The 14,381-nt window shown below is 49.5% G+C and carries 10 protein-coding genes; 8 read left to right on the top strand and 2 right to left on the bottom strand.

Annotated features, from left to right (window positions below):
* Window positions 1-21: 21 nt before the first annotated feature.
* Complete coding sequence (locus NNX04_RS09960) at window positions 22-1,773, bottom strand: IlvD/Edd family dehydratase (RefSeq protein ID WP_261948324.1); 1,752 nt, start codon at window positions 1,771-1,773, stop codon at window positions 22-24.
* A gap of 356 nt (window positions 1,774-2,129) precedes the next feature.
* On the opposite strand from NNX04_RS09960, the gene NNX04_RS09955 reads away from it, so the two are divergent.
* The 8 genes from NNX04_RS09955 to NNX04_RS09920 all read left to right on the top strand — a co-directional run bounded on the left by NNX04_RS09955 (window position 2,130) and on the right by NNX04_RS09920 (window position 11,224).
* The gene (locus NNX04_RS09955) at window positions 2,130-3,104 is read left to right on the top strand and encodes a glycoside hydrolase family 43 protein (protein WP_040393811.1); all 975 of its coding nucleotides are present in this window, start codon (window positions 2,130-2,132) and stop codon (window positions 3,102-3,104) included.
* A 133-nt stretch (window positions 3,105-3,237) separates the two neighbouring features.
* A complete protein-coding gene (locus NNX04_RS09950) occupies window positions 3,238-4,917 on the top strand; it encodes a ribulokinase (protein ID WP_261948323.1) in 1,680 nt (559 codons plus the stop codon).
* Complete coding sequence (locus tag NNX04_RS09945) at window positions 4,917-5,609, top strand: L-ribulose-5-phosphate 4-epimerase (RefSeq protein WP_151059021.1); 693 nt, start codon at window positions 4,917-4,919, stop codon at window positions 5,607-5,609. The genes NNX04_RS09950 and NNX04_RS09945 overlap by 1 nt, the downstream gene beginning before the upstream one ends.
* A 108-nt stretch (window positions 5,610-5,717) precedes the next feature.
* Window positions 5,718-7,220 (top strand): L-arabinose isomerase, encoded by a 1,503-nt coding sequence (gene araA, locus NNX04_RS09940; protein ID WP_040393840.1) that lies wholly within the window; start codon window positions 5,718-5,720, stop codon window positions 7,218-7,220.
* Window positions 7,221-7,433: 213 nt separating this feature from the next.
* The gene (locus NNX04_RS09935; protein WP_007646124.1) at window positions 7,434-8,036 is read left to right on the top strand and encodes a beta-phosphoglucomutase family hydrolase; all 603 of its coding nucleotides are present in this window, start codon (window positions 7,434-7,436) and stop codon (window positions 8,034-8,036) included.
* Window positions 8,037-8,191: 155 nt separating this feature from the next.
* A complete protein-coding gene (locus NNX04_RS09930) occupies window positions 8,192-9,556 on the top strand; it encodes an MFS transporter (protein WP_261948322.1) in 1,365 nt (454 codons plus the stop codon).
* A 39-nt stretch (window positions 9,557-9,595) separates the two neighbouring features.
* A complete protein-coding gene (locus NNX04_RS09925; RefSeq protein WP_040393842.1) occupies window positions 9,596-10,564 on the top strand; it encodes a glycoside hydrolase family 43 protein in 969 nt (322 codons plus the stop codon).
* 363 nt (window positions 10,565-10,927) lie between these two features.
* A complete protein-coding gene (locus NNX04_RS09920; protein ID WP_007646130.1) occupies window positions 10,928-11,224 on the top strand; it encodes a hypothetical protein in 297 nt (98 codons plus the stop codon).
* Between the two features lie 78 nt (window positions 11,225-11,302).
* Here NNX04_RS09920 and NNX04_RS09915 read toward each other — a convergent pair whose 3' ends face one another.
* A complete protein-coding gene (locus tag NNX04_RS09915) occupies window positions 11,303-14,080 on the bottom strand; it encodes a TonB-dependent receptor (RefSeq protein ID WP_261948321.1) in 2,778 nt (925 codons plus the stop codon).
* Window positions 14,081-14,381 lie beyond the last annotated feature (301 nt).

The raw sequence follows: 14,381 nt of genomic DNA, 5'->3' as shown, positions 1-14,381 counted from the left end.
TTGTTGACCTAATGAATCACCTTAATGCGAGTGGCCGGGCACTGCAGCGCCGCGACAACCCACTAAAAAATCAAAGTCGCAGCCTTCGTCGGCCTGCATCACGTGTTCTATATAAAGCTGTAAATAACCACCGGTTTTTTGCTGTGTTTTTTGGGCGCGTAATTGCTCAAGACGCGCGGCAATTTCCATATCGCTCACTTCCAAATGCAGCGAGCCATTTTCGGCGTCCAGTGCAATCCAATCGCCATCTTTTACGGCGGCGAGTGGGCCAAACTCCTGCGCTTCGGGCGCAACGTGTAAAACCACTGTGCCGAACGCCGTGCCGCTCATGCGCGCATCGGAAATGCGCAGCATATCGGTCACACCTTGTTTGAGTAGTTTAGGTGGTAAACCCATATTGCCCACTTCCGGCATGCCGGGATAACCCTTGGGGCCGCAGTTCTTTAAGACCATTACGCTGTTGGCGTCTACGTCCAGGCTGTCATCCATAATGCGGGTTTTGTAGTGATCAAAACTGTCGAATACTACGGCGCGGCCGCGATGTTTCATTAATTGCGGTGACGCGGCACTGGGCTTTAATACCGCACCGCGCGGCGCGAGGTTGCCGCGCAAAATACAAATGCCGCCGTTGTCGCACAGTGGGTTGTCGAGTGGGCGGATAACATCATCGTTGTAGCACGGTGCGTTCTGGTTGTTTTCCCACAGGGTTTTGCCGTTGGCGGTGAGGCAATCCTTGTGCAGTAAATTGGCATCACCCATGCGTTTTAACACGGCCGGTAAACCGCCTGCGTAATAAAAGTCTTCCATTAAAAATTGGCCGGAGGGCTGCAGGTTGACCAGTGTCGGCACTTGATGGCCATAGCTGTGCCAGTCGTCCAGCACCAGGGGAATATTTAAGCGTGCGGCGATGGCTTTTAAATGAATCACCGCATTGGTTGAGCCGCCAACAGCAGCGTTGGTGCGAATAGCGTTAATCACACTTTCACGGGTGATTAATTGCGAGAGGCATAAATCTTCATTCACCATCTCGACGATGCGCATGCCCGAGGCGTAAGCGAGGGTTTTGCGGCGCGAATCCACCGCTGGAATCGCGGCGTTTTGCGGCAGCGATAGCCCGAGTGATTCCACCATGCAGGCCATAGTGCTGGCGGTGCCCATGGTGTTGCAGGTGCCGGTGGAGCGGGACATGTCCGCTTCGGCATCCATAAATTCTTGCAGCGAAATCTTGCCGGCTTTGTAGTCCTCGCTCATGCGCCAGACCAGGGTGCCTGAGCCGACATCCTTACCCTTGTGTTTGCCGTTGAGCATAGGCCCACCGGTCACCACGATAGTAGGCAGGTCGCAACTCGCCGCGCCCATGACTAATGCGGGGGTGGTTTTGTCGCAGCCGACTAATAACACCACGCCGTCAATCGGGTTGCCGCGAATCGATTCTTCCACGTCCATCGCCGCTAAATTGCGGGTGAGCATGGCGCTTGGGCGCAAGTTGGATTCACCACTGGAAAACACCGGGAACTCCACGGGAACGCCGCCAGCCTCCAGAATGCCGCGGCGCACGCTTTCGGCCAGGTCGCGAAAGCTGCTATTGCAGGGGGTGAGTTCAGACCAGGTATTGCAGATGCCGATAATAGGTTTTCCCTGGAAATGATGCTCAGGAATGCCCTGATTCTTCATCCAGCTGCGGTACATAAAGCCATTTTTGTCTTGCGTGCCAAACCATTGCGCGCTGCGCAGGGCTTTGGTGGTAGATCTGTTGTTATTGTCTTGGCTCATAAAGGCTACTTCGTTAATACGCCACGCCAGTGGAATCTGCTCCTGCCCGTTGCCGCAGGTATATCAATGTAGAGATACTTGGAACAGATGATTATTATTAATGTATTACAATATAAGTTTTCGGCAGCCTCTCTAGCAATCCAAATTGTGAGGATTTACGAACAATAACCCTGACGCTTGCGAAGTTTGGGGGCTTTTGTGATGGCAACGTAAAAATTTGAAAGGGATGCTTGATTTAATTGTAATATAATATCAATATAAATCAACCCCACCTGATGGGGCTTGTTGATAATCAGCCGCTGCGTCGTTTGGCGTGCACAATAAACAGAAGAAAACACAAGAAAGAGGAATCTCCTATGCGTTCATTCATCAAACCCTTGGTCGTGGCAGTGGCATCTTGCTGTGCGGCATTCACACAAGCAGCCAACCCCATTTTTACCGATGTGTTTACCGCTGACCCAGCGGCGATGGTGCATGACGGCAAGGTCTACCTTTACACCGGTCACGATGAAGCCAAAGACAATACCAAGTTTTTTGAGATGCACGACTGGCTGGTTTATTCCTCGGATGACATGGTCAATTGGGAAGCCCACGGCCCCCTGTTAAAGGTGAAAGATTTCAAATGGGCCAAGGGCGATGCCTGGGCCAGCCAAATTATTGAGCGCGACGGCAAGTTTTACTGGTATATCACTGCGCGCCACAACGACACCAAACCCGGTTTTGCCATAGGTGTGGCGGTGGGTGATAGCCCACTTGGCCCCTTTAAGGATGCGCGCGGTAAGGCGTTGATTACTAACGACATGACCACCGCCACCAAAAATGACTGGGATGATATTGACCCCTCGGTTTGGATTGACGACGACGGCCAGGCCTATTTGTTCTGGGGTAATACCAAGGCCTACTACGCCAAACTCAAGAAAAACATGATTGAGCTGGACGGTCCGATTATGGAGATCAAGGGGCTGCCTGAATTCACCGAGGCGATCTGGATTCACAAGCATCAGGACAACTTCTATTTGTCCTATGCCATGGGCTTCCCCGAGAAAATCGGCTACGCCATGAGCAAGAACATTAATGGCCCTTGGGAGTACAAGGGAATCCTCAATGAAGTGGCGGGCAATACCCCCACCAATCATCAGGCAATCATTACCTTTAACGACAAACACTACTTTATTTACCACACTGGCGCCGGTCGCCCGGATGGCGGTCAATTCCGCCGTTCAGTAAGCATTGATGAACTGTTTTATAACCCGGATGGCACCATCAAACGTATAGTCATGACTAGTGAAGGTGTTAGCGCTAACAAAGCGGTTAAAAACAGCAAAAAATAAGTATTTACACTGCATCCAGCCCCCTAAAACCAATTGACAGGGGGCTGGTCTTGCTGAGATTATATTGTCATACAATATTAATATCCTTTGATGAGGCAATAGCTCATCAAACAGTACAACAATAGGTGAAGTTATGACGTCCTACGCCTTGGGGCTGGATTACGGTTCTGATTCGGTTAGAGCCCTGTTGGTAGATGCCCTGACCGGCAAAGAAGTAGCAAGCAACGTGGTCTATTACCCGCGTTGGAAAAAAGGCTTGTTCTGCGTACCCGCTAAAGACCAGTTCCGCCAGCACCCGCTCGACTATCTGGAAAGCCTGCAGCAGGTAGTGCAAGGCCTATGGGACAAAGCGCCAGCCGGTGCGGCTGCGCAAGTTGTTGGTATAGGTTTCGATACCACGGGCTCAACCCCCGTCGCGGTGGATAGCGAAGGCGTTGCCCTCGCGCTTAAACCCGAATTTGCCGAAAACCCCAATGCGATGTTTGTGCTCTGGAAAGATCACACCGCCGTGAAAGAGGCACAGGAAATTACTGCTGCTGCTAATACCGCAAGTGAAAATTACCTGAAATACGAAGGTGGCATTTATTCCTCCGAGTGGTTCTGGGCCAAAACCCTGCATGTACTGCGGGAAGACGCCGCCGTCGCCAAAGCTGCCTACCTCTGGGTAGAGCATTGCGATTGGATGTCGGCGGTACTCACTGGAACTACTCACCCGAGCAAATTGCGTATGGGTCGCTGCGCGACTGGCCACAAATTGATGTGGCACGAAAGCTGGGGCGGTTATCCACCCAACGATTTTTTTGTGGGTATAGACCCACTGCTGGACGGCCTGCGCGACAAGCTGCCCGCTGAAACCTTTACCTCTGATCAAACCTGCGGCCAATTAATTGGTGAGTGGGCTGAACGCTTGGGTCTGCCGGTTGGCACTCCTGTGAGCTTCAGCGCGTTCGATTGCCACATGGGGGCGGTTGCCGCCAATGTAAAACCGGGCGTGCTCACCAAAATTATGGGCACTTCTACTTGCGATATTACCGTCGCCACCTACGACGACATTGGCGATAAATGTATCGCCGGTATCTGCGGTCAGGTTGATGGTTCAGTCACACCGGGCTTGGTGGGCTTGGAAGCGGGGCAGTCAGCCTTTGGCGATTTGTATGCCTGGTTCCGCAATTTGGTGAACTGGCCGGTAGCCAACCTGTTGCAAAATTCAGTGTTGCTGGATGACGCAACCAAACAAAAACTCGCACAAGAAATTGAAGACAACATTTTGGTTGCGCTGAGCAAAGCTGCCAGTCAATTAGCCATCGGTGAATCTGGCATTACCGCACTCGATTGGGTGAATGGTCGTCGCACGCCCGATGCGGATCAAACCGTGGCTATGGCGATTGCCGGTTTAAAAATGGGCAGCAGCGCGCCGCATATTTTCCGCGCCTTGGTTGAAGCCACCGCTTACGGCGCACGCGCGATTATCGAACGCTTTAAACAAGAAGGCGTGGCGATTAACTCCGTGGTGGCGATTGGTGGCATCTCTAAAAAATCCGACTTTGTAATGCAAACCTGCGCTGATGTATGGAACTGCCCGATTGAAGTGTTAGAGAGCGAGCAGAGTTGTGCCTTGGGCGCTGCGATTTTTGCCGCCGTAGTAGGCGGCGTTTATCCAACCGTAGAGGCCGCGCAAAAAGTCATGGCCTCCACTGTGTGCAAAACCTATCAGCCCAACGCACAAGCGGCAGCGGCTTATGAAGCTTTGTATCAACAATATTTAACGCTGGCTGCGTTTGAGAACAACGGCGGTGTGGGAGGTAAAGCCTAATGAGCTACACCGAATTAAAACGCGAAGTCTTTGAAGCCAATATGGAATTAAACCGCCGCAATCTGGTGGTATATACCTGGGGCAACGTGTCGCAAATTGATCGCAGCAAAGGTGTGATTGCGATTAAACCGAGTGGTGTTTCTTACGAGGTGATGACCCCGGAAGACATAGTGATCGTGGATTTGGAAAATAAAATCGTGGAAGGCAAGATGCGCCCTTCTTCCGATACCAAAACCCACACCCATTTGTATCGCCATTTTGAAACCATTGGTGGAGTGACTCACACTCACTCGACTTACGCGACCGCTTGGGCACAAACCCAGCAGGCAATTCCCTGCTACGGAACCACCCATGCCGATTACGCATACGGTGAAATTCCCTGCACGGCAGTGATGACCGATGCGCAAATTGAACGCGATTACGAAGAAGAAACCGGCGTACAAATTACTGATTGTTTTAAAGATCGCAGCCCGATTGAAGTACCCATGGTAATTGTGGCCGGTCACGCGCCATTCACTTGGGGAAAAAATGGCGCGGATGCCGTGTACCACGCGGTGATTCTGGAAGAAATTGCGCGCATGGCTTATTTGACCAAAACCTTGCAGCAAAACACACCGCCGCTAAAGCAGGGCATTGTGGATAAACATTATTTACGCAAACACGGAAAAAATGCCTATTACGGGCAGAAATAAAATTTTATTAAGTTGTATAGGTTGGGTCGGATCGCGTAGGCAGCCATGCCCAACAACCAAAAATTGAAAATCGACAAAAAATTGAAAATATTTCCTGAGGAAAACAGCATGAAAATTTACGGCGACAAAGAAGTCTGGTTGGTAACTGGCTCACAAGATTTGTACGGCCCCGGCGTATTAAAACAAGTCGCCGAGAACAGCAAAGCCATCGCAGCGGGATTGACTGAATCCAACAATATTTCCATCAAAATTGTTGCGCAAGACACGGTTAAATCGCCGAAAGAAATTTTGGCGGTATGCCAAGCGGCGAATAGCAATCCCAATTGTGTGGGTTTGATTTTGTGGATGCACACCTTCAGCCCCGCAAAAATGTGGATCGCCGGTTTGAGTGCATTGAGCAAGCCTTATATGCATTTGCACACCCAGTTCAACGCTGAGCTGCCGTTTGCTGAAATCAATATGCACTTTATGAATCTCAACCAGTCGGCACACGGTGACCGCGAATTTGGTCACGTAAGCACCCGTTTGCGTCAAGAGCGCAAAGTGGTTGTGGGTCACTGGGCAACGGATTCTGTGCAAAAACAAATCGACAGCTGGTGCCGCGTGGCTATGGGTTGGTACGCCAGCCAGAATTTGAAAGTTGCACGCTTTGGCGACAACATGCGTCAAGTGGCGGTAACTGACGGCGATAAAGTTGCTGCACAAATTAAATTTGGTTACGAAGTTCACGCCTATGGCTTGGGCGATTTGCAAAAAGTAGTAGACGCAGTAACCGACGAACAAGTTGCTGCACAAATTGAAGTGTACAAAAAAGATTACGATGTAAACCCCGCGATTTTTGATGATGAACATCAATACCAGATGCTGAAAAATGAAGCGCGTTTGGAGCTGGGCATGTTGAAGTTTTTAACCGACGGTGAATTCGGTGCATTTACTAACTGCTTCGAAAACCTGACCGGTTTAACTAACCTGCCAGGCTTGGCTACCCAGCGTTTAATGGCAGCCGGTTTTGGTTACGGCGGTGAAGGCGATTGGAAAACCGCGGCCATGGTGCACATCTGCAAAGTGATGTCTAAAGGCCGCGAAGGTGGTTCATCCTTTATGGAAGACTATACCTATCACTTTGGCGCCGTGGATCAAGTATTGGGCGCGCACATGTTGGAAGTGTGTCCATCCATCGCTGCTGCAAAACCAAAACTGGAAGTGCATTTGCACACCATTGGTTGCCGCAATGATATCGCGCGTTTGATATTCACCGGCAAAGCAGGTCCTGCGCTGTGTATTTCTTTGATTGATATCGGCACTCGTTTCCGTGTAATCATCAACGAAGTGGATACCGTAAACCCACCACAAGAACTGCCGAAATTGCCAGTAGCTAAAGCCCTGTGGGAACCGCGCCCCAATTTGGAAATTTCGGCGGCTGCCTGGATTCAAGCTGGTGGTGCACACCACAGCGCTTACACCCAGGGTGTAACGGCTGATGAAATTGTTGATTACGCTGAAATGGCTGGCATCGAAGCGGTTGTGATTGGTGCAGATACCACTGTGCGCAATTTCAAAACCGAATTGCGCCACAATGCTGCTTACTTTCACCTGAAAGATGGTGTTTAAGAACGCATAGGTGAGGGGATTGGGTAGAGGTCTGTGAGACTGTGGCCGACATGGATGTCGGCGACAAGCCCCCGGGGAAGGGTTTACGGCGTGTCTCACAAACCTCTGCGCAATACCCGCACCGGTCTGCGCAACGAGAAGATTTTAATTTCATTTCGAGTTAAGTCTGGATCTGTGCTCTAATTTCCGTCCAACCGGCAAACAAGAGAGCAAATGATGTACGACCATTACGATGCGTTGATTTTTGATATGGACGGCACCCTGGTAGACAGCGGCCAACTCCATGAGCATGCATGGACTGCAACACTGAATAAATATGGCATTCCCATTGATCGCCCCTTTATGCGCTCACTGGCCGGTGTGCCCACCAAGGGAACGATTGAAATCCTGCTGGAAAAATTTGGCATTACCGCCAGCGCCAGTTTGGATGAAATGAACGATTTTAAAGAGCAGGTGGTGCACGACTCTATGCACCTCTATGTAAAACCAACGGCATTGATCGACGTTGCCCAGCGCTATCACGGCAACAAACCCATGGCGATTGGCACCGGTGCTTACACCGAAGAAGCCCGGAAAATTTTGGCGCTGTGTGGCTTGGATAAATACATAGATGCTGTAGTCGGGGCCGATCAAGTACAAAACCCCAAACCCGCACCGGACACATTTTTACGCTGCGCAGAATTGTTGGGCGTTGATCCGAAAAAATGTGTGGTATTTGAAGATTCAAAGCTCGGGCTGCAGGCGGCAGCCAGTGCTGGTATGGCGGGTATCGATGTGTTGTTGGTACACGCGGTGGAAAATGATTATTTTTTGTAACAAAAAATAATCCATCACTCCTGCGATTGCAGGAGTCGTAGACCCGCGTAGCTAATCCGGAATGGTGAGAGAAATTAAAGGAAGCGGCAATTACTCCCAAGCGTATTGCCGCTTTTTTTACACTTGTAATAAAAATTCACGAGGCGAAAATAATAATGCAATCAACCCCAGCAACTAGCGAGAAGTTATCTATCACCGAGAAAATCGGCTTTGGCGCGGGCGATATGGCGTTAAATGTGGTTATCTCCTCGATGATGTTGATCATCACTTTTTATTACACCGATATTTTTGGATTAACCCCCATGGATATGGGCATACTGTTTTTCACCGTAAAAGTAGTGGGCGCTATTTCTGATTTGGTAATGGGCCAAATTACCGACCGCTTTACCTTTTTACAGGGCCGCTATCGCCCCTGGTTGTTGTGGTTGGCCATTCCCTACGCAGTCAGTGTATTTTTTGTATTCACCACACCCAATTGGGAATACGACGCGAAATTAATTTGGGCCTACTCCACTTATATCATGATGACCTTCATGACTTCCGGTGTTGGCATTCCTTATATTTCATTGCCCAGTGCACTCACCAGTGATCCCAAAGAAAAACTCTCAGCCAACGGCTACCGTTTATTCCTCGCCAAAATTGGTGCCTTTATGGTGGCCATTGTGGTGCCGCTGGTAGCGGGAATGTGGACGGATAAAGCGGTAGGTTATCAAGTGGCTATGGCGATTATGTCGGCTATTGGTGCGGCGATGTTTTTATTCTGCTACTTCAAAACAACCGAGCGTGTAGTGCACGTAGTGGAGCCGCAACCGCTGCTTAGCCAGTTTTTGCAATTATTAAAAAATGACCAGTGGTTAATTCTGGTGGGTGTGTGTATTACCGGCACCATTGGTTATGTGATTCGCGGTTCAGTGGCAATTTATTACGCTAAATATTATTTGGGTGGCGACGATGCCACAGTGTCAGCATTTTTATCCACCGGGGTGGCAGCAGCTATTCTGGCGATGATCGCCTCCACCTGGATCACCAAGTTCTACTGCAAAATCAATTTATTCCGCTACACCCAATTGATTGTTGCCGGTTTAAGTGTGGCGATTTATGTATTTGTTGGCCCGCAAGATGTATTGCTGGCGTTTATTTTGTATTTCCTGTTGTCGTTTGTAGTGGACTTACATGCCCCGGTATTCTGGTCAATTATTTCGGAAACCATTGACTACGGTCAGGTAAAAAATGGCAAACGCGTTTCCGGTTTTGCCTACGGCGGTATTTCGGTTGGACAAAAAGCCGGTATGGGTATTGCCGGTTTGATGGTGGGTTGGCTGTTAACCTATTTCCAATACGTGCCCAACCAGGAGCAATCCGAGACCTCAATGATGGGTATTGCTTTGATGCTGTCGATTATTCCCGGTGTTTTCCACGGCTTAATGGGGTTGCTGATGTTTATGTATCGTATCAACGACCGCTATTACGCCGAATTAAAACGCACCATGATTGTTAAAGGCTATATCGCACAACATTAATGCGTGTGCATGAATCAAAAAAATGTTTGGAGATTTTTTGTGAGTGAATTATTAAAACCCCTGATCCCACAGCGCGCTGATCCGTTTATTTATAAACATACTGATGGCTATTATTATTTCACTGCATCAGTGCCGGCGTATGATCGCATTGAATTGCGCCGCGCCAAAACCATTGCCGAATTAGCTACAGCACCCACTGTGGATGCTTGGCACAAACCTGACACTGGCCCTTACAGCGAATTGTTGTGGGCACCGGAAATTCATTTCAACAAAGACCCGGAATCCGGCGAATCAGCCTGGTACGTGTATTTTGCTGCAGCACCCAGCCGCGAAATTAAATTCGATTTGTTTCAGCATCGCATGTATTGCGTGCGCAACAAAAATGCTAACCCGCTTGAAGGCGAGTGGGAATTTATGGGCCAGATTGACAGTGGTATAGACACATTCTGTTTGGACGCTACCACCTTTACCCACAAGGGTGTGCTCTATTATTTGTGGGCGCAAAAAGACGTGAACATTCGCGGCAATTCCAATTTGTATATCGCGCCCATGAAAACGCCTTGGCAGTTGGCGGGTGAGCCAGTGCTATTAAGCAAACCGGAATTCGAATGGGAAATTCGCGGCTTTTGGGTAAACGAAGGCCCATCGATTTTAAAACGCAACGGCAAAATTTTTATCAGCTACTCCGCCAGTGCCACCGACGAAAACTATGCAATGGGTCTGTTGTGGGCCGATGAGAATGCGGATTTATTAAATCCCGCGTCCTGGGAGAAATCCAAAGAGCCAGTGCTCTGTTCGGATATTCCTAATAAAATCTTCGGCCCCGGCCATAACAGCTTCACCTACGGCGAAGACGGCGATACCGTCATGCTTGTCTACCATGCGCGCACCTACACCGAAATCGAAGGCGACCCACTGTGGAACCCGGATCGCCACACCTTTGTAAAACCCCTCAAGTGGAACGACAAAGGCATGCCGGTATTTGGTAAGCCGTCGATGATTGATTAAGCGGCTCTGCCCGATTGAAATGAGAAAAGCCCCGCTGCGGTGAGCTGCAGCGGGGCTTTTTGTTACCTGCCGAATCAATTGAGCCATAAGGTTTTTTTTGCCTGGGTCTGCGCCGGTATCTTGTCGCATTTTTCATCATGGCTTGCGCATCTTCTTAAAAAGACAATGCCATGTCGTTTTTGGTGTTTTTATTCCAAATAAATAAAAAAAGCAAAAATAAATGCTTATTTATTATAAAAATGGAATAAAAAATAATGATTTTTATGCCAGCTCTGCTAATCTTGCTGTCAGGTTTGTGACCTTGATCACGGTTGTGGTTGAGCGTGTTTTTAATTGTCGATCTACTTTTCTAGAGGAAGGTTTATGAAATCGTTGGTTGTTGCTGTTGGTTTTGTTGCTTCTTGTATGGTGTCTTCACTGGCCTCGGCGTGCGCCAAGCCCGCTGCCAAACCAGAAATTCCCGATGCTGCCACAGTGGTTACCGCACAGATGGTTAAAGCAAACAACGATGTAAAAGCCTATGTGCAAGGCGTGCAGGACTACTTGGGCTGTGCCGGTTTGGCGCGCAGCGAAGAGAAAAAAGAGTTGGATGATTTGAAAAAATTTGCCGATGACTTCAACCAGGTTATCCGCGATTTCAAAGCAAGATCAGCCAGTTAAGTTAATCTGCTGGATCGGACATAAAACAAAAAGGCCGCTGGAAACAGCGGCCTTTTTGTTTGCGGTGCTCGCCAGATTTTAGAACGAGTAACGCGCACCTAAAGCATAAGTACGGGCAAAAATGGAGGCGCCGTTGTTATACAAGTAATCGTCGGTGTAGTAGCCCTGATAAATTTCATCGGTAATGTTGGTGGCATCGAAGGTGACTACCAGATTATCGGTTATGTCATAGCTAAGCTGGAAATCCATGCTCGCTTCTGAGGCCGACCAAACACCGCCGGGCATAGCGCAGCAACCGTTAAAGCCGGTTTTGAAATCGTCGCGCCATACATAGGACAGGCGGGCGTCAAAACGTTCTTTTTCATAGGCGAGCACCACACTGTAAGAGGTGTCAGACACACCGTACATATCATTGGTGGTGCGCTCGACTATGTTGTTGTTTTCATCAAACACCGGGTCGTAGGTTTCGCCGTCAAGCAGGGTGAAGCTGGCCTGCACACCCAAACCGTCCAGCAGTTCTGGCAGGTTGTCAGGGAAATACACCAAGCCTACTTCCACACCATTCAACTGACCATTAGAGGTATTGGAGGGGAGGGTTAAGCGGTATTTGCCGTTTAGGTCCGGGTTGGCGTTGCCGGTTACTTCAATGTTGGTGACTGCACTGGCGACAAAACCTTCTACATCGCGACGGAACAGTACCGCATAGAGCGAGCTGGATTCGGCGAAGTAGTATTCCAGCGACCAGTCATAGTTCACTGATTCTGCAGGTTTCAAGTCCGGGTTGCCGCCGCTGGCAGTGCCAAATTCCAGGCCAGTGGTGGTTGGGCGGTAGGTGCGTGCCGGGTTGAGATCACCATAACCGGGGCGACGGATAGTTTCGCCGTAGGTAAAGCGAGTGATCAGGTCATCGGTAAATGAGTAGCGAATAACCAGATTTTTCAGTGCACGGCTTTCACTGGCTTCGTCATTAATCGGAGCCCAGGTTACGCCGTCACCGTTTGCGTTTTCAAAGAAGTCCATGTCGGTATCAACTTGCACAAAACGCACACCGACTTGGCCGTCCAACGGTTTATCAAACAGTGAGAATTCGTAATCTGCTTGTAAATAGGCGGAGGCGGTTACTTCATTAATATTGAAAATACTGCCGGGTTGATAATCTGAGCCGCCCGCCTTGAAACCGTAGAGCGCACGGATTTCATCGGAGTTTTCCAGCAGGTAATTGCCGTCTGCCGCCAACCATTGGCTGGGTACATAGGCTTTGCCTTCAAAGAAGCCGGATTTACTGATGTTCACCAAACCTGGCAGCAACGTCAGATCACAACCCGTTTCTGATTTACAGCCACCGCTCTGGTCTTTGTATTTGGATTTTGCACCGCGATCGTCATAGCGCAAGCCGGCGCTGAGCTGTTTGATGGGGCCCCAATCGGTCTCGTAATCGGCATCGATATTAAAGGTGGTTGCTTCACCGCTATCGGTTGGGCCGTTGTCATAAGCGGTGCTCATGCTCCACTCGGCGGGATTGGTTAAATCACTTTCGTCGATATTGGGTGTGTTTTCGTCATCCAGGAATGCCACTAATGGCAAGCCATCGTCGTAATTAAAGTCGACCACTAAGCGATCGCGTACTGAGTCGGTGCGCATGGCAAAAAAGCGGCCTTCGTAGTCGCTGGTCTGATGGACAATTTCAGATTCCACTTTCAGGCGATCATTAATCTCCCACTTACCGCCCAGTGCATAAACCCAGCTGTCGGTATGGCCACTTGAGCCATCGCCCGAGGTGAACATATTGGCGTTATTGATGTAGTTGGTTTTTACCACGTTGGAATTGGGGTAAAGATCGGGATTGCGGAAATGGCTGGCGCCGTTGGTATTGATGAATACCAACGAGTTAAATGCCTGGTTGCGATAACCGTTGTAAAAGGTTTCAAACAGATACTCAGAGTTGTCATTAGGCGCGTACTGCAGCGAAATATTAGCGGCCGGACGCTCGCGTTTACCGGTGAAATCGGTAAAACCCATGGCATCGCGCAGCAATACATATTCGGTAGGAACGCCGTTGACATTCAGGGTAGAGCCGGGGGCTGATGATAGTCCCTGATCAGTTCCCGCTTGATAACCGCCTTCGGTACTGCGAATCACACCATAGGTGTCGGCGTTGTAGGGGTCGAGCGAACCGATCCAGATATTTTCATCGCGGTAGTTGGTTTCGGCATAAGAGAGGTTAATCAGTGCGCCGAACTCACCAACACTGGTTTCCCATCTATCACTGGCCAGCATGCTGACATTGGGATCGATTTCTTCCGATGTGGATTGGTAAATGCCTCGCGCCGCCATCACGACTTTGGTGTCGTCAAAATTGAAAGGGCGGTGGGTTTTGATATCGATATTGCCGGCAATGCCGCCTTCGAGTTGATCGGCGGAACGGGTTTTATACACATCAACACGGTTAAGCAGGCTTGCAGGGATATCCGCAAGTGCCACCGAACGGCCGGTAGAGGTAAAAATCTGGCGACCATTAACGGTAGTGGATACGTCGCCCAGACCGCGAATAGTCACGCCGTCTACTTCACCGCCGCCGCGGCCGGTGACCTGTACACCGGTGACACGTTGCAGTGCTTCAACGACGTTGTTATCGGGAAATTTGCCGATGTCTTCTGCAATGATGGCATCGACGATTTGAATTTCATTGCGCTTGATATCAAGTGCTTTGGTTAAGCTGCCACGAATACCGGTAACAACAACTTCTTCCAAATCGGCTTCGTTGTTAGTGGGTGCGCTGTCTTGTGCATAGAGGGGCTGGCTGGCCAAAGCTACGACAAAAGTAATAGCGCTGCTGAGCGCGGAACGCTGGAACATGGGGTGACCTCACGTGTAGTTGAGTTTTGCGGCTCTTTCTCAGTACCAGCTTGTCGATCCTGCAGGCAGGTGCCGGCAGAAGGGGGAAAGTTTGGCCTGAGGGCTGTCTGTGCGTGGCCACAGACAAAAAGAGCCTAGTTATATTTATCTTTCAAATATAATACTATTGTATGACTATTTTGGTGTCAACTGATGAAATTGCTTTCATAGGTGTTTACTCGCTGAAAACTTTGTGACACCATAATTGTTAGTATTATTGTATGACTAATGATGTGGCTCATCAGTTACTACCTAATATCTG

The sequence above is a fragment of the Cellvibrio sp. QJXJ genome (assembly GCF_024452345.1).
GTDB lineage: Bacteria > Pseudomonadota > Gammaproteobacteria > Pseudomonadales > Cellvibrionaceae > Cellvibrio.
The sequence above is the reverse complement of the archived record's forward strand: the minus strand, read 5'-3'. Positions and strand labels throughout refer to the sequence as shown.

Bases quoted from the DNA above. Each gene is read 5' to 3' on its own strand.
- NNX04_RS09920 (WP_007646130.1), top strand. From the start codon at position 10,928: ATGAAATCGTTGGTTGTTGCTGTTGGTTTTGTTGCTTCTTGTATGGTG.
- NNX04_RS09950 (WP_261948323.1), top strand. From the start codon at position 3,238: ATGACGTCCTACGCCTTGGGGCTGGATTACGGTTCTGATTCGGTTAGA.
- NNX04_RS09945 (WP_151059021.1), top strand. From the start codon at position 4,917: ATGAGCTACACCGAATTAAAACGCGAAGTCTTTGAAGCCAATATGGAA.
- NNX04_RS09930 (WP_261948322.1), top strand. From the start codon at position 8,192: ATGCAATCAACCCCAGCAACTAGCGAGAAGTTATCTATCACCGAGAAA.
- araA (WP_040393840.1), top strand. From the start codon at position 5,718: ATGAAAATTTACGGCGACAAAGAAGTCTGGTTGGTAACTGGCTCACAA.
- NNX04_RS09915 (WP_261948321.1), bottom strand. From the start codon at position 14,080: ATGTTCCAGCGTTCCGCGCTCAGCAGCGCTATTACTTTTGTCGTAGCT.
- NNX04_RS09935 (WP_007646124.1), top strand. From the start codon at position 7,434: ATGATGTACGACCATTACGATGCGTTGATTTTTGATATGGACGGCACC.
- NNX04_RS09955 (WP_040393811.1), top strand. From the start codon at position 2,130: ATGCGTTCATTCATCAAACCCTTGGTCGTGGCAGTGGCATCTTGCTGT.
- NNX04_RS09960 (WP_261948324.1), bottom strand. From the start codon at position 1,773: ATGAGCCAAGACAATAACAACAGATCTACCACCAAAGCCCTGCGCAGC.